Origin of the sequence: Arthrobacter sp. Y81 (assembly GCF_002929335.1) — a bacterium.
GTDB lineage: Bacteria > Actinomycetota > Actinomycetes > Actinomycetales > Micrococcaceae > Arthrobacter.
Map to the genome: position 1 here is coordinate 81,476 of NZ_PJIL01000016.1, position 24,946 is coordinate 106,421.

The following is a 24,946-nucleotide window of genomic DNA, read 5'->3' on the forward strand; positions in this document are numbered from 1 at the left end:
CTGAACATTCCTGCCCTTTCGGTGCCGGACTCCGGTCTAGTTTGGAGCGAATACAACGTCGACGAAATAGTTCCTCGCATTGGTCGTCTGGTTGGGCACGGCAGTTCCTGAGCCAAACCGGTAGAGCCCGTTGTTGTTTGCCCGGGCTGTCAGCGCACCGCTGTTCCAGGCCTTGGTGAAGAAGTTTTGCGTATAGGAGTAGCGACCCAGGGGCGCGTTGTAGGACACGATGTAGTTGGTACCCACCGTCAGCGCTATGGGGGTGGGCAGCGTTGCGGTCTGCCAGCCGCTTGCCGTTTCGTTCGTGAATGTCACCTTGGTCAGGCGGACACCGGATGTCGTCCAGAGGGAACCCGTGTGCGTACCGAGGTTGGTGGCGCCTTTGTAGAAACGGATGGCGGTGACGGACCCGGCAACGGATGACTTGAATGCTACGCCGAGCTCAATCGCCCGGATATCCGTCGCTGCGCCCACCTGCGGCAGCAGGGACGCAAAGAGGGATTGTGTGGGAGGCGGCGCAGGCGTCAGGGTCGTGAATTGCCACGAGGTCGGAGCAAGCGCCGCACCGGCAGTCGAGACGACGTTGGCGGCGCTCGCCGTGATGACCGTGCTGGCCGGCAGCTGTTGCGCCGGTGTGAACGTCACCGTGCGGCCGTCTGCGGAAAGCGCCGAAGCCCCGGCGATTGACGTTCCACCGGCCGTCAGCACGAGCGAGGAGCCCGGCTGCACGGAGGAGGAGAGCGTCAGGCTGGGCTGGGAATTGAGCGCCACTGCCGTGGCATTCGGTGCCGGCGATTGTGCCGTGACCGCCAGGGGCGCCGGCGGAGGCGGAGGGGCAACGTCCGAGGTCTGGAAGACCAGGTCCACAAGATAGCTCGAACTGGAGGAAGAACCGGGGAAGTCTCCACTGTAGGAGAATCCGCCCGAGTCCTGTGCTGTCCGCAGCGGTCCGCTCGTGAAGCCTGTGCTGAATCCACCCGGAGTGACGGAATAAGTGCCCGTCGGTGACTTGTAGGCGGCCACATATTCAGTGTCGGCCGCTATGGCCACCGGCTGGCTGAACGTCGCAGTCTGCCAGCCGGCAGTGGACTCGGCCGTGTACGTCACCGTCGCCAGCTGTTGGCCCGTGATGCTGAACAGGCTTCCCGTGTGGGTTCCGGTGTTGCCGGCCGACTTGTAGAAGCGGATTCCGGTGACCTGCCCGCTGGTGGAGCTGGCAAACCGTACGCCCAGGGCCAGCGGGACTCCGTCCTTGACTTCCAGGACGGACGGACTCACGGTGTCCTGGTAGAGGGTGCAGGGGCAGACGCCTTCGGTCCTCGGCGGCGGGACAGTGGTGAACGTCCACGTTCCGCCGGCACTGAGAGGCTGGCCCGTCGTCGATGTGGCCGTCAGTGTGGGCGTGTAGGCGGTGCCGGCCGCCAGTTGAGCCGACGGCGTGAAGGTCACCTTTCCTGCCCCCGAGTCGTAGTTCATGGTGCCCGGGACGTTCGTGCCGCCTGGTCCGGTCAGTGCGAACTGTACGCTGGACGCCACTGCCGGCTTGGAGAAGGTCGCGCTGACGGTGGTGGTCAATGGGACGCTGGACGAGCCGGCAACCGGTGTCTGCGCGCCGGCGACGAATGCCGGTTCAGGGTACTGGACCACGACGTCCACCAAATAACTCGCGGTGGAGCGGACGTTGGGGAAGTCGGCGGTGTACGAGTAGGCGCCCGCATCCGAGTCCGCCCGCAGGTTGCCGACGCTCAGGCCCGGGCCGAAGCCGTTCGCCGTCGCGGAATAGGCTCCGGTGGTGGTCTTGTAGGCCATGATGTACTCGGTGTTCGCGGACATCCCCACCGGCTGGTTGAAGTAGGCCGTCTGCCAGCCTGCGGTGCTTTCGTTGGCGAAGGTCACCGTTGCCAGTTGCTGCCCTGCCGCCGTGAACAGTGTGCCGGTATGGGTGCCGGTGTTCCCGGCAGATTTGTAGAAGCGGATGCCCGTGACAGTGCCGTCGGCCGTGCTCGAGAAACGGATGCCGAGAGTCAGCGGTACGCCGTCCCTGATCTCCTGGATTCCGGGGAGGACGGAGTCATCGAAGAAACTGCACGGGCAGGTTCCGGGTGACGGCGGTGAGACCACCGTGGTGAACGACCACGATCCACCGCCCGTCAGTGTTCCGCCGCTGGAGGCAGTGGCGCTGAGGTTTGCGGTGAACGTGGTCGCCAGGGGGAGAGCAGCGGCCGGTGTGAAGGTGACTTTGCGTGTTGTTGAGTCGTAGCCGGTAGCGCCCGCGACGGCGGTGCCGTCGGCGGCCTTAAGCGTCAGCTGCACGCTCGACGCGGTGACCGGCTTCGAGAAGACCGCTCCGACTGTGGTGGCCTGCGGGACGCTAGAGGATCCGCCCAGGGGCCAGTGCCCGGCGGCCGTCAGCGGGGTGTTGTCCACGGTGTCGAAGACGGCGTCAACGAAGTAGTTGCCGTTGCCGAAGCTGGACTGCGGGAAGACATCAGGACTGCCGTAGACGCCGGCCGGCTCGCTGCCGAATCCGCCAGCCACCGTGAGCGGCGGTTCAGTGAACCCGAAGTTTGCCCACTGGTAGTCCTTGATGGCGTAGTGGCCCCTCGGAGCGGTGTAGGAAACGACATATTTTTGCCCCGCGGAAACTGTCACCGGCTGGCTGAACAGGACCTTCTGCCACCCTGAGGCTGATTCCGAGGTGAACGTAGCGGTCGCCAGCCGTTGTCCGGCCGAATTCCAGAGGGAGCCGACGTGGGTACCGGTGTTTCCGGTGCTCTTGTAGAACCGGACTCCGGTGATGAAGCCGTCCACGCTCGGCGTGATCTTCATACCGAGCTCGTAGGCCCCGCCGTCCTGCGAATCGGGAACGGCCGGGACCTGCTGGCCGAAGACCGTGTACGGGCCGCTGAGCTGCAGGTTCCGCGTGGCCACGGCGCCGATATTGGCGCTGTCGTCCACTGCGCGCACCATGATGCTGGCCGTGTCGAGCCCCTTCTGGATGTACGTGTAGGTCCAGGTCTGCCGTCCCTGGGCCGGATGCCACGTGCCGCCGCCGTTGGTTGAGACTTCGACGCCGGCCACTATGCCGCCGGTATCGCTGGCCGTGCCGGAAACCGTCACGCTGCTGCCATGGGCAATCGTGGCTCCTGCAGCGGGGGAGGAGATGGTGGTCGTTGGCCCGGCAGCATCAGTACTGGCAGTTGCAGCGGCCAAGGCAGGATCACGCGTTCCGGGCTGGGCGCCCATGTCCGCCAGCAGATTGAGCTGTGCCTGCTGCATCCGCGGGTCTGCGGCGGCGCCGTCGCCGTCGTGCTCCTGGTCGAGGCCCCAGGTCCATTGCACGGATCCGGCGGAAAAGACCAGTGCTCCGCTGGCCGCACGGTACAGCGTTGTGTTGTGGGTGGTCGTTCCGGGTTTCACCGTGTTGCCGTAATCCTGGAGGTACTGCTCTGTGGCACCGGTGGTGGTGGAAAGCCTGATCAGCCCCGCAGGCCTGAACCCGTTGTCCAGGTCCTCGTTGGACTCGTAGCCGACAGTGTGGGGTGCCAGCTGCGCGGAACTGCCGGCGGCGAGCGACCCGAGCGGTGTGTTGCGCCACAGGCGTGCCTTGCCCTCCGCAGCGCTGACCGTAACGGGCATGTCCGTGAAGTTGGACATGTACAGGGTCCCGGTCAGTCCGTTCTCCGGCAGACCACCTCCATTGGCCTGTGAGGCAAATCTGGGATCGCGCCACGTTCCGGTCCACTCGGTGCTGGGATCGATCTTGGCGTTGGACCACGTCTCTTTGTAGGAGGTGATGGTGCGGTATCCGGCCCCGTCCACCTGGGATGGTTCGTAACGCGTGCGCCAGTACATTTCGTTGCCGGACAGGAACTGCAGGTTCACGCCGGCGTCGCGGGCGGCCTCAACATTGGCGCGCTGGGCACCGGACCAGTATTCGTCGTGGCCCACGGAGAGGAAGACCTTATGGTTCAGGAGCTGGCCGCCGTTCCGGTGGGTGTCCACGCCGCTGATGTAACTGACGTCGTAGCCGTTCTTCTCCAGGAAACGCACCAGCGGGTATTCGTTGCCGAAGTAGAAATCCCGGCCCGAGGATTCGCCCCTGGTGGCAAAGGGCCGGTTGTAGCTGATTTTGTACGCCCGGCCGTTGACGGCTCCTTGGTAGAAGTCAGCCCCGCCGTAGGTGTTGTAGGCCTGCCACGTTGTGTCGGAGGTCTGGAAGACCACGTCCGAATGGCTGCCGTCGGATCGGACGATGAAGGTGATGTGGCTTTGGCCGCCGGTGTCAGGCCGGGTCAGCAGGGCGACGTAGACGCCGGAAACTGCTGTGGCCGGCACCTGCCACGTGGCCGAGACAGCCCATGTTCCGCAGTCGTAGAGTTCGGTTGCCACGTCCGAGCGGCATTGGGGCTGAGATTGCCTGAAGGCCAGCGGAGTGACGTTGGCGATCTTGCGGGCACCGAGGCCTTGGTACCAGCCGGTCCGGTAGATGGCGATGGTGTAGTTGGACGCGTTGGTGTCGACCTTGAAGTTAATCGGCTGGCCGGCATTGACGCTGATCTCTGTCGCGAATCCCTGGATGTCGGAATCCCCGGCGCCGTCGATGTCCCATTCCGAGGGCGGGCTCCCGGGCTTGGAGTTTTCACACGCAATAGCGTTCACGAGCGGGGCACAGGGGTCCGCCGCGAAGGCGAACGGTAAGAGTGCAGAGGGGGCCGCAACCGGCAGGAGGGCTGCCACCATGGCAATGGCCAGCAGGAAGATGACCCGCTTGAAGGCTTTCAGCGTGCGATCGGCTGAGGATACGGACATGTGAACTCCTGGAGTGAGTGCGCAGTTGCGGAATCGGGCGGTGCGCAATGCACTGCCCTGCATGCCGCCCCCCGGCGCAGCCAAACCAAGATATTCAGTTATCCTTCAAAGCCGGGTTGCGCTGTTTAACGCCCCTCACTGCATCATGGCCAACCCAGCTCCGCTGGATCCTGCCAAGTCGAACCGATGTGAGACCACCGGCTCGAGCAGCGTCAAGCAACCCTTAGCCGCGAGTCTAAAGGCAGGCGGCCAAGGGTGGCAAGGGTTTGGCAGCTGCAAAATGCCCAAATCCGGGTTTTGTCGTTGCCACGCAGTAGATTTAGGGCAGGAACAAGCCGCTTCAGCCACTCAGGAGATCCGAAACACCTTGCACCTCAAGAGCCTGACCGTCCGCGGATTCAAGTCGTTCGCGTCAGCCACGACGTTCGACTTTGAGCCGGGCGTCACTGCAGTGGTCGGCCCGAACGGCTCCGGGAAATCGAATGTCGTGGATGCGCTGGCCTGGGTCATGGGCGAACAGGGTGCCAAGACGCTGCGCGGCGGCAAGATGGAGGACGTCATCTTCGCGGGCACGTCCGGCCGTCCGCCGCTGGGCCGGGCACACGTGTCCCTGACCATCGACAACACAGACGGTGCGCTGCCGATTGAATACAGCGAAGTGACCATCTCCCGGACGCTTTTCCGCACCGGCGGATCCGAATACGCCATCAACGGTGCCGGCTGCCGCCTCCTGGACATCCAGGAGCTCCTGTCCGATTCCGGCCTGGGCCGGGAAATGCACGTCATCGTGGGGCAGGGTCAGCTGGACAAGGTCCTGCACGCCACGCCGGAGGACCGGCGCGGCTTCATTGAAGAGGCAGCAGGCATCCTCAAGCACCGCCGGCGCAAGGAAAAGACGGTCCGGAAGCTGGAAGCGATGCAGGCAAACCTGCAGCGGCTGAGCGACCTCACCAGCGAAATCCGCCGTCAGCTGACCCCGCTCGGCAAACAGGCCGAAGTGGCGCGCCGAGCCCAAAGCGTCCAGTTCGATGTACGGGACGCCCGGGCGCGGCTCCTCGCGGACGACCTCGTGCAGTTACAGTCCACCCTGGCCCAGGACGTGGCCGATGAATCTGCCCTGAAGGCGCGCAGGGCCGTTGTCGGGCAAGGCCTGGAAACCGGACGCCAGCGGCAGGCAGCCCTGGAACAGCTTGCGGCCGAAGCCACACCAAAGCTCAACGCTGCCCGGGACACGTGGTATCAGCTCTCGGCGGGGCGGGAGAGGATGCGCTCCCTCGGGTCTCTTGCCGAAGAGCGGCGCCGGTTGCTTGGTGCCGCGGACGATGTCCCGGACTCCGGCCGGGACCCGGAGCAGCTCGAACGGAACGCGGCGCGGGTCCGCGAAGAACAGCGGGCGCTGGAAGACGGCATCCTGGAAAAACGCACTGCACTGGAGGCCGCCACGGCAGCCAAGCAGGATGCCGAAAGTGCGGCCAGCGCCGAGGACAAAAGACTGGCCGCGGTACTCCGCGCTGCAGCGGACCGCCGCGAAGGGCTGGCAAAACTGGCAGGCCAGGTGGGCGCCGCCCGGTCGCGCGTTGAGTCCGCGCAGGCAGAACTTGGCAGGCTCCGGGAATCCCAGGCTGCGGGCGACGAGCGCCGCCGCCGCGCCCAGAGCGAGTTCACTGCACTGGAATCGCAAGTGGCAGGCGTCGAGGACGGCGAGGAAACACTTGACGCCGATTACGAGGACGCCAGCGCTGTCCTGGACTCAATCCTGGCGGACATCGATGAGCTGAAATCCGCCGAGCGTGAGGGCGAACGGGAACGGGACGCCCTCGTGGCCCGGCGGGATGCGCTGCAGCTGGGGCTCAGCCGTAAGGATGGTTCGGGTCGCGTCGCCGATTCGGGATTGCCCGGCATCGTAGGGCCCCTTGCGTCGATGCTCGCCGTCGAGGCCGGCTTTGAAGCGGCAATCGCCGCTGCCCTGGGAAATTCCTCTGACGCCGTCGTCGTCCGGGACGCCGGCACCGCCGTCGAAGCCCTGCAGCTGCTTAAGGACGACGACGCCGGCCTTGCCTCGCTGCTGCTGGCAGCCCCTGACGGATGCGCCGAGGAAGTGTCAGCAGGGACATCCGCGCCTGGTCCACAGCCCCTTGCCGGCGGTGCCCGTTGGGCTGCGGACCTGGTCACGGCCTCGGGACCGCTGCTGGGAAGCCTCGTGCGCACGCTGCTGGCCGGAACAGCTGTTGTTGAGGACCTCGAATCGGCGTCAGAGCTCATCCAGGCGCAACCAGGGCTGACTGTGGTGACTCGTGCGGGCGACGCCTTCACTGCTTTCACCGTCCGGGGCGGTTCGGCGAATGCGCCGTCGCTGCTGGAGGTGCAGGCCGCCGTCGACGACGCTGAAGCAAGGCTCGCCAGTGTCTGCGCGGACCTTGAACGGAACCGGTTTGCTTTGGCCTCGGCCCAGGCCCGCCGGGCAGAAGCCCAGGAGCGCGCGGACACCGCCTTGGACCGGCTCCACGAATCGGATGCCAGGCTCGCTGCCGTGGCCGAACGGCTGGGCCACTTGAACTCAGTGCTGCGAAGCGCAGTGGGCGAGAGCGAACGGCTTGGCACGTCGCTGGCCAAGGCCGAGGCAAACATCGTTGCCGAGCAGGAGGCTCTGCAGGCCGCGGCCGCGCGACTGGACGCAGCCCGGGAGGCCCCTGAGGATGAGGAGCCCTCGCCGGAACTCCGCGACGAACTGGCGGCTGCGGCGTCGGCGGCGAGGTCGGCCGAGATGGAGGCCAGGCTTTCCCTGCGGAGCGCCGAGGAACAGCTGACGGCCACCCGCAACCGGGTCCTGTCCCTTGAACGGGCAGCGGTGGCCGAGCGCCGCGCACGTGAAGAGGCCGCTCAGCGGGCCCGCCGCCGCCGGCTCCAGGCCGGCAGGGCGGCGGCTGTTTCGGCCGCTGTGGAGCAGGTCGTCGCTTTCATGGACGTCTCCGTGGATCTTGCCCTGCGCGCGCGGGATCTCGCAGAGGAAGAACGGGAGCACCGGGACCGCGAACTCGTGGAGGTCCGGTCGCAGAACGACACACTCGGCCGGGAGCTGGCGGAACTGACGGACTCGGTGCACCGCGATGAGCTTGCCCGCACCCAGCAGCGGCTGCGGATCGAGGCCCTCGAACTGCGCTCGATCGAGGAACTCGGCCTGTCGCCGGACCAGTTGGTGGCGGACTACGGACCTGACCAGCCGGTGCCCGTACCCGCTGGGGAAACCGGTGACAAGTGGGCGGCACTCCGCGCACCTGTGGACGACGACGGAAAGCCGGTCCGGGAAGGCAAACCGTTCGTTCGCGAAGAGCAGGAAAAACGGCTCCGGAAAGCAGAGCGGGACCTGTCCTCCCTGGGGCGGGTGAATCCGCTGGCGCTCGAGGAATTCGCTGCTTTGGAGGAACGGCACCAATTCCTCAGCACCCAGCTCGAAGACCTTAAGTCCAGCCGCAAGGACCTGCTGGACATCATCAAGGAAGTGGATGATCGGGTGCAGAAGGTGTTCGCCGAAGCGTTCGCCGACACCTCGGCGCAGTTTGTCCGCGTTTTCGCGCGGCTCTTTCCCGGCGGCGAAGGCAGGCTCGTCCTGACCGACCCCTCCGACATGCTGACCACCGGAATTGAGGTCGAGGCACGGCCGGCCGGCAAGAAGATCAAGCGCCTCTCCCTGCTGTCCGGCGGCGAGCGTTCACTGACGGCAGTTGCCCTGCTCGTTGCCATCTTCAAGGCGCGGCCGTCGCCGTTCTACGTGATGGACGAGGTCGAGGCCGCCCTGGACGACACCAACCTGGGCCGGCTCATTACCATTTTTGAGGAACTCCGCGAGTCCAGCCAGCTGATCGTCATCACGCACCAGAAGCGGACCATGGAGGTTGCTGATGCGCTCTACGGGGTCACCATGCGGGGCGACGGTGTCTCAACGGTCATCAGCCAGCGCCTCGGAGCCGAAGTCTAACCCGCATTCGGCCGAGCGCTGACGTCCGGCTGAGGCTCCGGCAGCGTCCGCTGCGATTGTGAGAAGCTAGGGGAGTGAATGACATCCTCCCCATTATTCTTGCCATCCTCGCTGCCCTGGTGGTCATTGGCGGGCTGATCCCGGTCTTCATCAAGACCCGCCGGAACATTACCAAGTACCCGGGCACCCGCGACGCCAACGACCCCGTCGAGTCCGCGCGCAGCGCGGGCGGAACGCTGGTGGAGGACCGCCCGGCGGTGACGCCTGAACGCAAGGCGCCCGACGCCGTCGACCTCGAAGAACTGGAAACGGCCGAGGTCCCCGACGACGCGGCGGGACTTGAGGTCATTGCGGTGGAGACGCCGCTTCCGGTGGCGGGACGCCTCACCCGGCTCCGCGAACGCCTGGTCAAGTCAAACAACATCCTCGGCAAGGGCCTGCTGGCCCTCCTGTCCAGCGACAAGATTGATGAAGACGTCTGGGACGAAGTCGAAGAGACCCTCCTGCTCGCCGATCTTGGCACCGAACCGACCATGCAGTTGGTCGACGCCCTCCGGGAGCGCGTCAAGGTGCTGGGAACACGGACCCCCGAGCAGGTGAAAGCCCTGCTTCGCGAAGAACTGATCAAGCTCGTGGACCCGACCATGGACCGCAGCCTCCGCACGGAGCGCCACGCCGACACTCCCTCCGTCATGATGGTGGTGGGCGTGAACGGAGTCGGCAAGACCACGACCGTAGGCAAGCTCGCCCGCGTCCTCGTGGCCGAGGACAAGGACGTCCTGCTGGGCGCGGCGGACACCTTCCGTGCGGCCGCCGCCGAACAGCTCGCCACATGGGGCCAGCGGGTGGGCGTGCCCACCGTCAAGTCCGACGTCGACGGCGCCGATCCCGCCTCCGTTGCCTACGAAGCGGTCAAGGCAGGCATCGACCAGGAAGTCGACGTTGTCATGATCGATACCGCCGGCCGGCTCCAGAACAAAGTGGGCCTCATGGACGAACTCAGCAAGGTCAAGCGTGTCATCGAGAAGCTGGCCGAGGTGGACGAGGTCCTGCTGGTGCTGGACGCCACTACCGGACAAAACGGCCTGAACCAGGCCCGGGTGTTCTCCGAGGTGGTCAACATCACCGGTATCGTCCTCACCAAGCTGGACGGCACGGCCAAGGGCGGCATCGTGGTGGCCATCCAGAAGTCGCTCGGCGTCCCCGTCAAGCTGATCGGTCTGGGCGAGGGCGCGGACGACCTTGCCCCGTTCGAAGTCGAGAGTTTTGTGGACGCGCTGCTGAACTAAGCGGTTCGCCGAAACGTCTCACGGGCGAACAGCCAGCCGGCGGCAGCGACGATCAGCACTCCGCCGGTGACGCCGAAGGCCCAGCCGTAGCCGAGCCGGTCGGCGAGGAGCCCGGCGAGAACCGGGCCGATGATGGCGCCGGCGTCGGACATCATCTGGAAGGCGGCCAGCACGCGGCCGCCGGAGCGGCCATTGCCGATCACATCGGCAATGGCGGCCTGCTGGGCAGGTCCCAGCAGGCCCGAACCAATACCTGCGACGGCGGAGGCCGCCAGGAACCAGGGCATGTCGTGGGTCAGCCCGATTCCCGCTGTCGCCACGCCGGTGAGGACCAGCCCGGCAATCATCATGGGCTTCCGGCCGAGGCTGTCCGCGAGTTTCCCCGAGACCGTGAGCGCTGCGGCGTTGCCGCCGGCAAAGACGGCCAGGGCCCACCCCGCCGCCGCGGGTCCGGCACCCAGCGCCGCAACAGCGAAAAGCGGAACAGTGGCCATGCGCACACCGAAGGTTGCCCAGCCGTTGGCGAAGCTGGAGAAAAGGCCTGCCCGGTAGGCGCTGTCATGCAGAGCCTCACCCAGGCCCATGGCCTGCTCCAGTCCGCCGTCCTTGCGTGATTTACCGGGGACGTGGCTGAGCTGGGTCTGCACCACAAGCGCCGCCAGGACCAGCGCGGCCGCATACGCCAGGAACGGAATGCGAAGACCGAAGCCGGCAAGCAGGCCGCCCACAATGGGTCCGCAGACATTGCCGATCAGGAAAGCGGAAGCGTACGCGCCGGAAACCCGGCCGCGGCTCTCCGGCGGCGCAAGCCGCACCACCAGGGCCATTGAAGCCACCGTGAACATCACAGAACCCGCGCCGCCGAGGCCCCGGAAGATGAGCAGCTGCCAATAGTCCTGGGCGAACGCGCACGCTGCGGTTGAGGCCGCCACGATCAGCAGTCCGGCCACATAGACGGGCCGTTCGCCCAGCCTCACGATCAGGGCGCCGCCGGCTGGTGCGAACAGCAGCCGCATGAATGCAAAAATACTCACGATCACGGCGGCGGCAGTGGCCCCGACGTCGAAGGTGGTGGCGAACTGGGGCAACACCGGCGCCACCAGTCCGAAACCGAGCGCAATCAGGAACGCCGCGGCGAGCATCACCTTGATGTCGCGCGGCAACCTGGTGGTAGCGGGCTGCGCCGCACCATCCGTGCGGCCGGACTGGGCCCTGTTCCGGCGCGGCAGGGCCTTGGCGGGGCGGAAACGATCGGTCATGGGGCCGGTGTCCTTGCGGGTGCTATAAAGGGGCGGTTTTGGACTGCTGAAACATAACCGTAACAAGCAGGATATGCACCATTTACTTCCGGGAGGTTGTTGTAACAACCCGGACATCTAATTCCTCCGCCGGCGAAACACAGCCCGGCAAAAATCGTCTAAGAACGCAAAACGCGTTGTTCCAGCGGAAGACTCCGCTGGAACAACTAAGCATCTAGGCAAGGGAGGACGTGCACCATGGAACTTACCGCAGGTCACGTATGGCTCATGGTTGCGGCGGCACTCGTGCTGTTCATGACACCAGGACTGGCATTTTTCTACGGCGGCATGACACGGGCGAAGGCCGCGCTGAACATGATGATGATGAGCTTCATCTCCATCGGAATGGTCGGCGTGGTGTGGGTGCTCTGGGGTGCATCCATGAGCTCCGGCGAAGGTTTCCTGCAGATCGTCGGTAACCCGTTCGCAACGTTCGGCCTCGAAGGCATCACCGCTCCGGACGGACTCATCAAGGTCGGCTACGCAGCAACCTTCGCCATCATCACGGTGGCACTGATCAGCGGCGCCATCGCGGACCGCGCCAAGTTTGGCGCATGGACCGTGTTCGTGCCCGTCTGGGTCACGCTGGTCTACTGCCCGCTGGCCTACATGGTCTGGGGCGGAGGGCTCTTCGGCCCCGAAGGCGCTATTGGCCAGGCACTGGGCCCGGCCATCGACTTTGCCGGCGGCACCGTGGTCCACATCAACGCCGGTGTGGCTGCGCTGATCCTTGTTCTGATCATCGGCAACCGCAAGGGCTTCGGCAAGGACCCGAACCACCGCCCGCACAACATCCCGTTCGTGATGCTCGGTGCAGCCATCCTCTGGTTCGGCTGGTTCGGCTTCAACGGCGGCGCAGCAACCACGGCGGAACAGGGCGGCCTCATCTGGGTCAACACGCTCGCCGCTCCGGCAGCTGCCATGCTCGGCTGGCTCATCACGGAGCGTATCCGCGACGGCCACCCGACCTCGCTCGGTGCAGCATCCGGTGTTGTCGCCGGCCTGGTTGCCATCACCCCGGCTTGTGCAAACGTCAGCCCGGTCGGTGCGCTGGGCCTCGGCCTCGTAGCCGGTGCGGCATCCGCCCTGGCAGTCGGCCTGAAGTTCCGCTGGGGCTTCGATGACTCCCTGGACGTTGTCGGCGTCCACCTGGTCTCAGGCGTTATCGGCACCGTGGCGCTCGGCTTCATCGCCCTTCCTGTCGAAGGCGTCGGCGGCGGCCTGTTCTACGGCGGCGGACTCACCCAGCTGTGGGCACAGCTCGCAGCGGCAGGAATCGCGATCGCCTACTCGGCCATCCTGACCACGGTGATCGCACTGGCCATCCACAAGACCATGGGCTTCCGCGTCTCCCAGGAGCAGGAAGTTGTGGGTGTGGACCTCAGCCTGCACGCAGAAACCGCCTACGAATTCGGCGTCGGCGGCCACGGCGGGAGCTTCCAGCCGCTGCATGAACTGATCACCGGCAAGCAGGGCGACGAGCCGGCTCCGGTCTCGGAAGACGGCAAGAAGACTGACGCAGCATCAGGCAAGGAAAGTGTGGGGGCATGAAACTGATCACAGCAATCGTCCGGCCGGAAAAGCTCGACTCCATCCGGGAGGGGCTCGAATCCTATGGTGTGCAGGGCCTTACGGTCAGCGCCGCCAGCGGATACGGCAGGCAGCGCGGATACACGGAGGTGTACCGCGGGGCTGAGTACAACGTGGACCTGCTTCCCAAGATCCGCGTCGAGGTACTGGCCACGGACGAACAGGCGGACGACATCCTGGATGTCATCATCGCCAGCTCCAACACAGGGCGTGCCGGAGACGGCAAGGTCTGGACGGTGGATGTTTTTGAAGCTGTAAGAGTACGCACGGGAGAACGCGGCTCGGCCGCCATCTAGCACCCGGCCAGCCCAAGCCTTTCGGCAAAGAGCGGGCCCGGCACCTGAAAAGGCGCCGGGCCCGCTTTTGTTGCGGAAGGCCTAGACAGGCCAGTTTTCCGGTCCCGAGGTTCCGGCGGCATATTCCTCCAGCGGAACACTGCCGCGGCTCCATGCCTTGATCACCGGCTCAACGATCCGCCAGCAGTCCTCGGCGGTGTCCGCCCGCACCGACAGCAGCGGATCGCCGGTGAGGACGCCCTCGAGCACCTCACCGTAGGGGAGCAGCTCGGAAGCGCTGAGTTCGGCATTGAGGGTGGTCCTGTCAAGGCTGAGGACGTTGCCGGGGCCGTTCACGTCGACGTCGAACTGCAGGGTGTCCGGCCCGAACCCGATCCTGAGCTGATTGGGTGAGTCAACGCCGGTGAAACCCCTGGGCAGATGGGGCACCGGCTTGAAGGTGACCACGGCTTCCTTGCGTTTTGCCCCGAGCGCCTTGCCTGAACGGAGGATGAAGGGGACGCCCTGCCAGCGCCAGTTATCGATGTCCACCTGCACCTCGGCCAGCGTCTCGGTGTTCCTGGACGCGTCCACGCCTTTCTCCTTGGCGTAGTCCGGCACTTTCCGCCCGTCAATGGATCCTGCCGTGTACCGGGCGCGGCGGGTGCTGGAGCGGTAGGGCGCCTTGATGCTGCTGGCGCGCAGGAGGGTGGCCACCGCATCCCGGAGATCGCGCTCGTCAACGGAGGCGGGTGGCTCAATGGCCATCAGGGCCATGATCTGGAGCAGGTGGCTCTGGATCATATCCCGGAGCGCGCCGGCGGCGTCGTAGTAGCGGGCGCGGCCTTCCAAGGCCAGGTCCTCGTCAAAGATGACCTCCACCTTTTCGATGTAGTCCCGGTTCCAGACAGGTTCCAGGAAAGTGTTCGCGAAGCGGAGGCCCAGGATGTTGAGCACCGTCGCTTTGCCCAGGAAGTGGTCCACCCGGTGGATGTGGTCCTCCGGGACCAGCGCCGCCAGGGTCTCATTGAGATGGCGGGCGGAATCCTCACTGGACCCGAATGGCTTTTCCATCACGAGCCGCGTGCCCGCCGGAACGTCCCCGGGGGCCAGCACTTCGCACGCCTTCTGGCTGACGTGGGGCGGAAGCGCGAAATAGACGGCCACCGGAGCCTCAAGGCCGGACAACAGGGCGGCGAGCTCCCCGCCCGCCGTCACGTCAAGCTGGTGGTAAGCGGTTGTTCCGGCGATCCGCTTGAGCTCCCGCTTGCCCGCAGCGTCTGCCTGCGAGTTCGAATCGGCGAAGGACGACTCCACGCGCTCGAGCCACTGTTCCGGCGTCCATGGATCCGAGCCGGCTCCCACGAGTGCGAGCCCGGCTGCCCGCCCTTTGGCGGCCAACCGGGCCAGTCCCGGCAGCAGCAGCCTGCCGGTGAGGTCCCCGGACGCACCAAGGATGAGCAGGGTTTTTACAGTTGTTTGGCTGGCCATCCTGCCAGCATGTCATCTTGAAGGGCTGTCTTGGTACCCTAGATAGTCGAGTCCCGTTGTCGAGGCAGTTGGTCCAGGCCAACAACAGTCACGACTCTGGCGAGCCGCACCGGCCGCCAGCTGTAGATCCACTGAAAGAAGTGCACGGCGCGTGTTCAATTCACTCTCTGACCGGTTGACAGCAACCTTCAAGAATCTCCGTGGCAAGGGCCGCCTTACCGAGGCGGACGTTGATGCCACCGTCCGCGAGATCCGGCGGGCCCTGCTGGACGCTGACGTTGCCGTGTCCGTGGTGCGGGAATTCACGGGACGGGTGCGCGAACGTGCCCTCGGCGCCGAGGTTTCCGGTGCATTGAACCCCAGCCAGCAGATCGTCAAGATCGTCAACGAGGAACTCGTTGAGATCCTGGGCGGCGAAACCCGGCGCATCCGCCTGGCCAAGACCGGCCCCACCGTCATTATGCTGGCCGGCCTCCAGGGCGCCGGTAAGACCACCCTCGCCGGCAAGCTCTCCAAATGGCTGAAGTCCCAGGGCCACAGCCCCATCCTGGTTGCCTGCGACCTTCAGCGGCCGAACGCCGTCACCCAGCTCCAGGTGGTGGGCAAGCGCGCCGGGGTTCCGGTGTTCGCACCCCACCCGGGCGCCACGTCCACCGAGCTGGATCACCCGGCCGGCGACCCCGTCGCGGTCGCCCGCGCCGGCGTTGAAGAAGCGCGCCAGAAGCTGCACGACGTCGTCATCGTGGACACTGCGGGACGGCTCGGCGTGGACGCCGAAATGATGGAGCAGGCACGCCAGATCCGCCGGGCCATTGTCCCGAACGAAGTGCTCTTCGTCATCGACTCCATGATCGGCCAGGATGCGGTCAACACGGCGCTCGCCTTCGATGAGGGTGTCAACTTCACCGGCATTGTGCTTTCCAAGCTCGACGGCGACGCCCGCGGCGGTGCCGCCCTGTCCGTCGCGTCGGTCACCGGTAAGCCCGTCATGTTCGCCTCGACCGGTGAAGGCGTGGACGACTTTGAGCTGTTCCACCCCGACCGCATGGCGTCCCGCATCCTCGACATGGGTGACGTCCTCACCCTGATCGAACAGGCCGAAAAGTCGTGGGACAAGGACGAAGCCGCCCGGATGGCGAAGAAATTCGCCGACCAGGAGGACTTCACGCTCGACGATTTCCTGGCCCAGATGCAGCAGATCCGCAACATGGGCTCCATGAAGAAAATGCTCATGATGATGCCGGGTGCGCAGAACATCCGCCAGCAGCTTGAGCAGTTCGACGAACGCGAAATCGACCGGGTGGAAGCGATCGTCCGTTCGATGACCCCGCACGAGCGCGTTGCCCCCAAGATCATCAACGGTTCACGCAGGGCGCGCATCGCCAAGGGCTCGGGCATGCATGTCTCGGACGTCAACGGCCTGCTGGAGCGGTTTGCCCAGGCGCAGAAGATGATGAAGAAGATGGCAGCCGGCGGCGGGATGCCCGGGATGCCTGGAATGCCTGGCATGGGCGGCGGCGGAGGTGCCCGCAAGGGCGTCAAGAACGCGCCCAAGAAGAAGGCCAAGTCCGGAAACCCGGCCAAGGCCGCCCAGGAACTCCGCGAAGCCGAGGCCCGGCGCGCGAACGCCGGGAAGGCACTTCCCAGCGGCGCCGCGTTCGGCCAGCAGGGAGCGGACTTTGATCCGTCACAGCTCAACCTGCCCAAGGGCTTCGACAAGTTCCTCGGCGGGAGCAAGTAGTTCCTGGCGGCGAAGTCATCCGCACGGGCAGCTCCGGTGTCTGCTGGCCGGAATGTCCGGCGATTGCCATAGGGTTGGTCCATGTTTAAGCAGCGCGTAGTGTTCGTCCACGGTTCGGGGGCCTTCGGGTCCGCCGCGTGGCCCAAGCAGCACGGCATGGCCTTGGCCTACGACGCTCTGTTCCTTCGCCGCCATGGCTTTGACGCTGCCGCGGAACCCCTCGAATCGGACTTCCAGGCCGACGCCGACATTGTTCTGGGTGCTTTGGCGGACGAGGGCCGGGGCGCTGCCGGCGGGCATGTTGTGGCGCATTCCCAAGGTGCCATCGCGGCCATGATGGCGGCCGTCGAACAACCGGCCCTGGTGCATTCCCTCACGCTCGTGGAGCCCGCCTGCCTGTCCCTGACCGCCGAACTGCCGGCGACCGCCGCACACCGTGCCCTGATGCAGCCGCTGTTTGATGTGCGGCACCAGCTCGGAGACGATGACTTCCAGCGGGAGTTCGTCCGTCGGGCGTTTTCCGTGCACAGCGACAACCCGGCGACGCCGGAGGCGCGGAGTGCCGCCCGCCGGCTCCGGCTGCAGGCACCTCCGTGGGAGGCTCCGCTTCAGATCGTGCCCGGAGTTCCCACCCTGGTCCTCACCGGAGGCTGGGAGCCGCTTTATGAGGAAATCGCCGGCTACCTGCGCGAAACCGGTGCCCTGCACCGCGTTGCCGCGGGCGGACACCGGCCTCAGGACTCGGTGGAAGGCGACCGGTTCATCCGGTCGTTCATCGCAGAGGTCAGCCGGCGTCAGCACTCACAGGCGTCTTAGCGGTTCCTTCACCGGCAATGCTGCGCGGGCCCGGCCCCTTCGGGGCAGGAAGGTTAAGCTCCGGCAGGTAGACCTTGCCGCCCGCGGCAAGGAATTCGTTGCTTTTCTCACGCATGCCGGCAGCCATCTCGGCAAGGGCCGTCTGGGCCTCGGCTGAACCGTATTCGTCCCTGATGTCCTGGCTGATGCGCATCGAGCAGAACTTGGGACCGCACATCGAACAGAAATGGGCAGTCTTCGCCGGTTCGGCAGGCAACGTCTCGTCATGAAACGCTTCGGCGGTGACCGGGTCCAGCGACAGGGCAAACTGGTCCCGCCAGCGGAATTCGAACCGGGCCTTGGACAGCGCGTCGTCACGTTCATGCGCGCCGGGGTGGCCCTTGGCGAGGTCGGCGGCATGGGCGGCGATCTTGTAGGTGATCACACCGGTTTTGACATCGTCCTTGTTCGGCAGCCCGAGGTGCTCCTTGGGTGTTACGTAGCAGAGCATGGCCGTGCCGTAGCGGGCGATTTCCGTGGCGCCGATGGCCGAGGTGATGTGATCGTAGCCCGGGGCGATGTCCGTGACCAGGGGCCCGAGGGTATAGAACGGGGCGCCCTTGCACAGTTCCTGCTGGCGTTCCACGTTCTCGCGGACCAGGTGGAACGGCACGTGGCCGGGGCCTTCCACCATCACCTGCACGTCGAACTCCCAGGCGCGCTGCGTCAGTTCGGCCAGGGTGTCCAGTTCGGCGAACTGGGCGGCGTCGTTCGCGTCAGCCGTCGCACCCGGCCGCAGTCCGTCGCCCAGCGAGAACGCGACGTCGTACTTGGCGAAAATCTCGCACAGCTCGTCGAAGTGCGTGTACAGGAAGTTTTCCTGGTGATGCGCCAGGCACCACCCCGCCATGATGGCGCCGCCCCGGGACACGATTCCGGTGACCCGCTTGACTGTGAGCGGTACGTAGCGGAGCAGCACCCCGGCGTGGATGGTCATGTAGTCCACGCCCTGCTCGCACTGCTCGATCACGGTGTCCCGGAAGATCTCCCAGGTGAGGGCGTTCGCCTCGCCGTTGACCTTCTCCAGTGCCTGGTAGATCGGTACCGTGCCGATCGGGACCGGGGAGTTGCGGATGAGCCATTCCCGGGTGGTGTGGATGTCGTCGCCGGTGGACAGGTCCATCACCGTGTCGGCGCCCCACTGGGTGGCCCACTGCAGTTTGTCCACTTCCTCGGCAATGGAGCTGGTAACTGCCGAGTTGCCGATGTTGGCATTGATCTTCACAAGGAAGGCCTTGCCGATGATCATCGGTTCGGATTCCGGGTGGTTGATGTTGTTGGGGATGATGGCGCGGCCGGCAGCCACTTCGCTGCGGACCAGCTCCACGTCGCAGTTCTCGCGGAGGGCAACGAACTGCATCTCGGGTGTCACCACACCCTGCCGTGCGTAATGCATCTGTGTGACAGTCTTGCCTTCGACGGCGCGGCGGGGCACGGGCTGCGCGCCCTTCCACTCGGCGGACGCGGCGCCGCGGCGCACAGCCGACTTGCCGTCGTCGAGCAGGTTCCGTTCCCGGCCGCTGTAGGGCTCGGTGTCGGCCCGGGATTCAATCCACCGGGTCCTGAACGGTTCCAGGCCCACCACGGGATCGCTTCCGGGCCCCGCTGTCCGGTACACCCGGAACGGGGGGTTGGCAGCGCCGCCCGGAGAGTCCTCCAGGGCAATTTCGGTCACCGGCACCTTGATCCCGGTGGCCTCGTCGGCGATGAACGCCAACGAATGGGACTTCAGGGACTGCGTTTCAATCGTGCCCGACTTGCCGGAATCGGTGTCGTTTTGGGCAGGGATCAGCTGTGTTTCTTGTGTATTCACGGAATACTCACTTCCTTCGCCGGCATTACCCGGACAGGTTCAACGGTCGCAGGCCGCGTCAGCCCGATCTCAGCCCCTGCAAGGGCACCCGTGTGGTCGTAAACGAAGCTACCACAGGGCCGGGCCGTGCCCTTGTCACATGGCGGTCAAGTCCGGCGGCGGCAGCCCGCCGGACTAGGCTTGAAACATGGCTGGCATCATCGAATTCAGCGGGACCGTGCTCACCGCCCCGGACCAGGAACGGCACGGCCTTTGGGCTGTCGACGGCAGGCTGACGTTCAAGCGGCCGGCCGTTCGCGCCGACATTGTGCTGAAGGGCTGGGTCCTGCCGGGCCTGGTGGATGCGCACTGCCACATCGGACTCGGACCCGCCGGGGACGTTACCGAGTCCCTGGCCGAAGAGCAGGCCATGACGGACCGGAACGCCGGTACCCTGCTGGTCCGCGACGCCGGCGCCGTGCACGACACGCGCTGGCTCCAGCACCGCCCCGAGCTGCCCAGGATCATCCGGGCGGGTCGGCATGTCGCCAGGACGGGCCGCTACCTGCGGGGATTCGCCGTCGAGGTTGAACCGGACGGCCTGGTCGAGGCAGTGCGGAAGCAGGCACTCGCGGGCGACGGCTGGGTCAAGCTGGTGGGGGACTGGATCGACCGCGGCGCCGGCGACCTCGCGCCGTCGTTCCCCGCCGCCGTGGTGCGGGACGCTGTCCGCGCCGCCCACGATGAAGGCGCCAGGGTGACCGCGCACTGTTTCGCCGAGGACACGCTGGATGACATGCTCGACGCCGGCATCGACTGCATCGAACACGGAACCGGCCTTCTCCCGCGGCACCTGCCCCGGTTCGTGGAACAGTGCGTCCCGATTGTGCCCACGCTCATCAATATTGCGACCTTTCCGGAGATCGCTGACCGGGCCGAAGGGAAGTTCCCGCGCTACGCAGCGCACATGCGGGCGCTGTGGCAGCGGCGGAACGATCGGATCCTGGAAGCCTACGAAGCGGGCGTGCCGATCTACGCCGGGACCGATGCGGGCAGCGTCATCGGCCACGGACGGATCGTGGACGAGATCCACGCGCTTCATGCCGCCGGCCTGCCGGCGGAAGCGGCGCTGGACGCGGCGTCATGGGCAGCGCGGGAATGGCTGGGAGCCGACGGCATTACGGAAGGTGCCAGTGCAGACGTCGTGCTGTGCGCACAGGACCCCCGGACCAGTCCGGCGACGCTGCGGGATCTCCAACACATCGTGCTTCGGGGCACCCAGCTCCGCTAGGAATAAATTGAAGCTTCAAGTAATTTAACTCTATGTAATCGTCGCCGGATGCCGGTGGCGGAGTTTCGGGAGTTTGGAGTTGCCATGACCACAGAATCCAGCATCAAGGACCTGCTGCCCGCCGATCTCGCCATGGGCACGGTGATGCTCAAAGTGGGGAACATGAAGCTGATGACGGACTATTACCAGCGGGCGCTCGGGCTGGAGCCGGTGGCCGAGCAGGATGGCGGCGTGTACCTTGGCCGGCGCGGAAGGTCCTTGGTCCACCTGGCGCCGGCCCCCGGACTGAACCTTCCCGCCCGGGGTGAGGCCGGACTGTTCCATACGGCGCTGCTGTTCGAGGACCGGCCGTCGCTCGCTGCCACGGTGGCCTCCGCAGCCCGGTATGAACCGGGGCTGTTCACCGGCAGCGCGGACCACCTTGTCAGCGAGGCCTTCTACTTCAGCGACCCGGAGGGCAACGGCATCGAGCTCTACTGGGACCGCCCGCGTGAGGCCTGGTCCTGGGAGGGCAGCAACGTGGTCATGGACAGCCTTGCCCTGCCGCCGCAGAGGTTCCTGCAGGAACACCTGACCGAGGGTGCGGTGAGCGGTCAGCGGGAGACGCGGGCCGGCGTCGGGCACGTCCACCTCCAAGTTGGCGATGTGCAATCAGCGCACGACTTCTATGTGGGCACGCTTGGTTTCGAGAAAACCGCAGGATGGCACGGGCAGGCCCTGTTCGTCTCGGCCGGCGGCTATCACCACCACATGGCCATGAACGTCTGGAACAGCAGGGGCGCAGGGCCGCGGCAAGACACGCTGGGCCTGGGTGAAGTCCTGATCGAAGTTCCCGGGGGCGACGACGTCGGCGCGCTCGCTGACCGTTTGCGGGTTGCCGGCGTCCAGTCCCACCACACGGGGGCGGAGCTGCGGTTCGAGGATCCGTGGCGCAACCGGATCCGCGTCGCGGTCCGCTAAGGGTGCGCTGACCAGCACGTCCATCTGGGTTAGGCTGAATCCGGAAGGCCCCGGGCAGCCGCAAAGCTGCCCGCCAGGACCATCACACCGCCGACGGAATGAGGATGATTTCCATGGGTTTCACCGAAATCTTTGTTTCCACCCACGATGAGGCCCTCAAGCGCGCGGGGGTACTCGACGGCGGGGGGCCCGCGGCTCCGGAGGCGCTCCGGATTCCGGACATCAGCGATTTTGAAATTGAACAGCTCGGCGACCTGGCCGGCACGGCGGTGCACGCGGCGGGCGCGGACTACGAACTGGCCATGGTGGATGTGGCCAGCGATTCACTGCTGGGCGTACCGGCGGCCATGGTCCGCGCACTCGCGGAACTCCTCAGCTATGAGACCGAGGGGGAGGGCAACATCCTGGAGGATGTGGCGGCCAGGTGGGCGGCGGAGGAGGACATGCCCTTCGGGTCCGAGGAGGCCCGCGGCTATGTCCAGAGGCTGGCCCAGCTCGCCGGCAGTGTGGACCCCAATGCCCGAACCGGGCTGTACGTCTGGTCGTCCTGACCGGCCGCTGTGTGTCAAGTCGAAATCCCGGCGTTGATCTGGCACAATGAACAGGTACTCGATCTGCGTGGCCCCTCTCTCCGCGTCCGGATCTTGTCCTTTTAGAACCCCCTAGTACGGCCCGCCCCACGGGTGCAGAACGCCGGGCTCGACCCCGTTTCAGAAACAGGAGTGACCACAAAAGTGGCCGTAAAGATTCGCCTTAAGCGCTTCGGTAAGATGCGCGCACCGTACTACCGCATCGTCGTCATGGACGCACGCTCCAAGCGTGATGGCCGTGCCATCGAAGAAATCGGCAAGTACCACCCGACCGAAGAGCCCTCGTACATCGAGGTCGACACGGACCGTGCCCAGTACTGGCTCGGCGTCGGCGCACAGCCGTCCGAGCAGGTCGCCGCGATCCTCAAGATCACCGGTGACTGGCAGAAGTTCAAGGGTCTCCCCGGCCAGGAGGGCACCTTGAAGACCAAGGCTCCCAAGGCTGCCTTCGTTACCCCGGAAAAGGGTTCCGTGATCATCCCGGAAGCCATCACCAAGAAGGCCAAGAAGGACGACGCCGCCGAGGCCCCCGCCGACGCAGCAGCAGAGACCACCGAGGCTGAGTAAATTGCTGGCAGAAGCGCTCGAACACCTAGTCCGCGGGATCGTTGACAGTCCTGAGGACGTCAAGGTCAGTGCGAAGAACAACCGCCGCGGGGACACCCTCGAGGTGCGCGTTCACCAGGACGACCTCGGACGGGTGATCGGTCGTCAGGGCCGCACGGCACGCGCATTGCGCACTGTCGTGGCGGCGCTGGCCGGCGGCGAACAGGTCAGGGTCGACGTCGTCGACACAGACCGCCGCCGGTAAACGCCCCGCAATATTTGTCTCAAGTCCGGCCCCTTCACCAGATCATGGTGGAGGGGCCGGACTGTTTTCAGCAAGACCCGGCGCGGCAGTAGGCGCGCAGCAGAACCCGAACAGAACGACTCCCGGAACAGAGGAACAGATGCAGCTTCAGGTGGCACGAATCGGCAAACCGCACGGCATCCGCGGCGAAGTGACCGTCCAGGTCCTGACCGACGCGCCGGAGGACCGCTTCATTCCAGGCACGGAATTCGTGGTTGAGCCCGCGTCGGTGGGGACGCTGACCGTGGACAGCGCCCGCTGGAACAAGGACATCCTGCTGCTGGGTTTTGAAGGCATCGAGACCCGCAACCAGGCCGAAGCCCTGCGCGGCGCCAAACTGTTCATCGAGACCGAAGAGCTTGACGAGGACGACGACGAGGGCTGGTATGAGCATGAGCTCGTCGGCCTCGAGGTCCGGGTGGGCGACGCCGTTGTGGGCAAGGTTTCCGGGCTGCACACCCTTCCGGTCCAGGACCTCATTGTCGTGGAGGCAACCGACGGCAAAGAGATCCTGATTCCCTTCGTGGAAGAGATCGTGCCCGAGGTCAATGTCGGTGAAAAGTACATCCTGGTCACCCCGCCGCCGGGGCTCTTCGACATCAACGCTGATGAGTCCGGCGAAACGACGGAGACCGGCGACGCCGGATCGGGCAAGACTGAGGCCGGAGACAACGCGTAAATGAGGATCGACGTCGTCAGCATCTTCCCCGAGTACCTTGCGCCCCTGGAACTTTCCCTGATCGGGAAGGCGCGCCAGGACGGCCTGCTGGACCTTAACGTCCACGACCTCCGGGAGTTCACCGCGGACAAGCACCGGACGGTGGACGACACCCCGTACGGCGGCGGCGCCGGCATGGTGATGAAGGCTGAACCGTGGGCGCAGGCGCTGGCCTCGGTGGCTGCGGCCGGGGACGACGACCCCTCCCGCAAGCCGGTGCTGATCGTCCCGTCACCCGCGGGCGAACGGTTCACCCAGGCGCTGGCATACGAGCTCGCGGAGGAAGAACAGCTGGTTTTCGCCTGCGGCCGGTACGAGGGCATCGACGAGCGGGTCATCGAGTGGGCGGAAGAGCACTTCACTGTCCGGCCCCTGAGCCTGGGGGACTACGTCCTTAACGGCGGAGAAGTGGCCGTCCTGGCCATGACCGAGGCCATCGTGCGGCTCCTTCCCGGCGTTGTCGGCAATCCGGAGTCCCTGGTCGAGGAATCCCACTCTGACGGTCTCCTGGAATACCCGGTGTACACCAAGCCCTCCAGCTGGCGGGACCGCGACGTTCCGCCCGTGCTGCTGAGCGGCAACCACGGCAAAATTGCCCAGTGGAGGCGCCACGAGCAGTACCGGCGCACCGCCGAAAGGCGGCCGGACCTGCTCGAGGTGTTCGACGCCGGAAAGCTGCCGCGTGCGGACCGCACCGCGCTCGGGGACCTCGGGTACGACGTCGTCGACGGTCGCCTGCGGCTCCGCCCGGCGGCGGGCGGAGAGGGCACGGCCGCCCAAGGCTGACGTCCGGCGGAGCAACGACCGCCGCAAGGCGGTTCCTGATTCGCCGGAATCCTCCGAATGTGGCAAAATTAGTCCTTGTGCCTGCTGGGTGCGCACCTGCCACAGGGGGAGCGTCACCAACAGCCCGGCACCCCGGTCCCGTCAATCAGTGATGGAGCCGGATCAGAAAACTTTCGGCAGTGATTTCCGGGTCTTTTCCCGGGCTTGGCAGCCGTGACCCAAAGTGGATGACCTGTGGCGTTCACCAGGAGTGGATCAATGCATATCCTCGATACCGTAGATGCAGCCTCGCTGCGCACCGATGTTCCCCAGTTCCGCGCGGGTGACACCCTCAAGGTTCACGTGAACATCATCGAAGGCAAGAACTCCCGTGTCCAGGTCTTCCAGGGCTTCGTCCTGGGCCGCCAGGGCGACGGCATCCGCGAAACCTTCACGGTCCGCAAGGTTTCCTTCGGTGTCGGCGTAGAGCGTACCTTCCCGGTGCACTCCCCGATCATCGACAAGATCGAGGTCGTCACCAAGGGTGACGTCCGCCGCGCCAAGCTTTACTACATGCGTGCACTGCGCGGTAAGGCTGCGAAGATCAAGGAAAAGCGCGACTTCAGCACCGCCAAGTAAGTCTTCCGGACTTC

General features: G+C 65.7%; 18 protein-coding genes and 1 riboswitch. Of the genes, 14 read left to right on the top strand and 4 right to left on the bottom strand.

The features are described 5' to 3' along the window. Positions 1–36: 36 nt before the first annotated feature. Positions 37–4,812, bottom strand: a complete 4,776-nt coding sequence (locus CXQ91_RS18745; RefSeq protein ID WP_104175403.1) for a DUF4082 domain-containing protein — start codon at positions 4,810–4,812, stop codon at positions 37–39. 367 nt (positions 4,813–5,179) lie between these two features. Between CXQ91_RS18745 and smc the strand changes: the two genes are divergently transcribed. Then, complete coding sequence (gene smc, locus CXQ91_RS18750) at positions 5,180–8,788, top strand: chromosome segregation protein SMC (protein ID WP_181038953.1); 3,609 nt, start codon at positions 5,180–5,182, stop codon at positions 8,786–8,788. Between the two features lie 74 nt (positions 8,789–8,862). Next, positions 8,863–10,077, top strand: a complete 1,215-nt coding sequence (gene ftsY, locus CXQ91_RS18755; protein WP_104175404.1) for a signal recognition particle-docking protein FtsY — start codon at positions 8,863–8,865, stop codon at positions 10,075–10,077. On the opposite strand, the gene CXQ91_RS18760 is transcribed toward ftsY, so the two are convergent. Continuing rightward, a complete protein-coding gene (locus CXQ91_RS18760; protein WP_374953681.1) occupies positions 10,074–11,219 on the bottom strand; it encodes an MFS transporter in 1,146 nt (381 codons plus the stop codon). The genes ftsY and CXQ91_RS18760 overlap by 4 nt on opposite strands. Positions 11,220–11,573: 354 nt before the next feature. Here CXQ91_RS18760 and CXQ91_RS18765 point away from each other — a divergent pair, with 354 nt between their 5' ends. Together CXQ91_RS18765 and CXQ91_RS18770 are read left to right on the top strand one after the other, a co-directional pair. Next, complete coding sequence (locus CXQ91_RS18765) at positions 11,574–12,926, top strand: ammonium transporter (RefSeq protein WP_104175406.1); 1,353 nt, start codon at positions 11,574–11,576, stop codon at positions 12,924–12,926. After that, positions 12,923–13,261, top strand: a complete 339-nt coding sequence (locus CXQ91_RS18770) for a P-II family nitrogen regulator (protein ID WP_011692333.1) — start codon at positions 12,923–12,925, stop codon at positions 13,259–13,261. Before CXQ91_RS18765 ends, CXQ91_RS18770 begins: the two co-directional genes overlap by 4 nt. 81 nt (positions 13,262–13,342) lie before the next feature. Here CXQ91_RS18770 and CXQ91_RS18775 read toward each other — a convergent pair whose 3' ends face one another. Next, entirely contained in the window at positions 13,343–14,731 is a 1,389-nt protein-coding gene (locus CXQ91_RS18775; RefSeq protein ID WP_104175407.1) for a glucose-6-phosphate dehydrogenase, read from the bottom strand. Positions 14,732–14,882: 151 nt separating this feature from the next. Here CXQ91_RS18775 and ffh point away from each other — a divergent pair, with 151 nt between their 5' ends. Both ffh and CXQ91_RS18785 read left to right on the top strand, forming a co-directional pair. Further along, positions 14,883–16,472 carry a signal recognition particle protein gene (gene ffh, locus CXQ91_RS18780; RefSeq protein ID WP_104175408.1) on the top strand — a complete coding sequence of 530 codons (1,590 nt, stop codon included), beginning with the start codon at positions 14,883–14,885 and terminating at the stop codon, positions 16,470–16,472. Positions 16,473–16,553: 81 nt separating this feature from the next. Continuing rightward, complete coding sequence (locus tag CXQ91_RS18785; RefSeq protein WP_104175409.1) at positions 16,554–17,288, top strand: alpha/beta hydrolase; 735 nt, start codon at positions 16,554–16,556, stop codon at positions 17,286–17,288. Here the strand turns inward: CXQ91_RS18785 and thiC are convergent. Beyond that, entirely contained in the window at positions 17,257–19,140 is a 1,884-nt protein-coding gene (gene thiC / locus CXQ91_RS18790; RefSeq protein WP_104175431.1) for a phosphomethylpyrimidine synthase ThiC, read from the bottom strand. The genes CXQ91_RS18785 and thiC overlap by 32 nt on opposite strands. Then, a riboswitch (TPP riboswitch) is annotated at positions 19,135–19,242 on the bottom strand. Its footprint overlaps the gene before it by 6 nt. A gap of 85 nt (positions 19,243–19,327) precedes the next feature. Between thiC and CXQ91_RS18795 the strand changes: the two genes are divergently transcribed. The 8 genes from CXQ91_RS18795 (at position 19,328) to rplS (ending at position 24,932) form a co-directional block, all read left to right on the top strand. After that, positions 19,328–20,410, top strand: coding sequence for an amidohydrolase family protein (locus CXQ91_RS18795; protein ID WP_104175410.1), 1,083 nt, complete (start codon positions 19,328–19,330; stop codon positions 20,408–20,410). Positions 20,411–20,494: 84 nt separating this feature from the next. Then, positions 20,495–21,370 carry a VOC family protein gene (locus tag CXQ91_RS18800; RefSeq protein ID WP_104175411.1) on the top strand — a complete coding sequence of 292 codons (876 nt, stop codon included), beginning with the start codon at positions 20,495–20,497 and terminating at the stop codon, positions 21,368–21,370. 113 nt (positions 21,371–21,483) lie between these two features. Beyond that, the gene (locus CXQ91_RS18805) at positions 21,484–21,921 is read left to right on the top strand and encodes a hypothetical protein (RefSeq protein WP_181038954.1); all 438 of its coding nucleotides are present in this window, start codon (positions 21,484–21,486) and stop codon (positions 21,919–21,921) included. Between the two features lie 183 nt (positions 21,922–22,104). Beyond that, positions 22,105–22,527: a 30S ribosomal protein S16 gene (gene rpsP / locus CXQ91_RS18810; protein WP_104175432.1), complete on the top strand. Its 423-nt coding sequence runs from the start codon at positions 22,105–22,107 to the stop codon at positions 22,525–22,527. A gap of 1 nt (position 22,528) precedes the next feature. After that, positions 22,529–22,771 (top strand): RNA-binding protein, encoded by a 243-nt coding sequence (locus tag CXQ91_RS18815; protein ID WP_011692324.1) that lies wholly within the window; start codon positions 22,529–22,531, stop codon positions 22,769–22,771. A 139-nt stretch (positions 22,772–22,910) separates the two neighbouring features. Further along, the gene (gene rimM / locus CXQ91_RS18820; RefSeq protein ID WP_104175413.1) at positions 22,911–23,489 is read left to right on the top strand and encodes a ribosome maturation factor RimM; all 579 of its coding nucleotides are present in this window, start codon (positions 22,911–22,913) and stop codon (positions 23,487–23,489) included. Next, positions 23,490–24,314, top strand: coding sequence for a tRNA (guanosine(37)-N1)-methyltransferase TrmD (gene trmD / locus CXQ91_RS18825; protein ID WP_104175414.1), 825 nt, complete (start codon positions 23,490–23,492; stop codon positions 24,312–24,314). Between the two features lie 258 nt (positions 24,315–24,572). Next, a complete protein-coding gene (rplS, locus tag CXQ91_RS18830) occupies positions 24,573–24,932 on the top strand; it encodes a 50S ribosomal protein L19 (protein ID WP_011692321.1) in 360 nt (119 codons plus the stop codon). Positions 24,933–24,946: the final 14 nt, after the last annotated feature.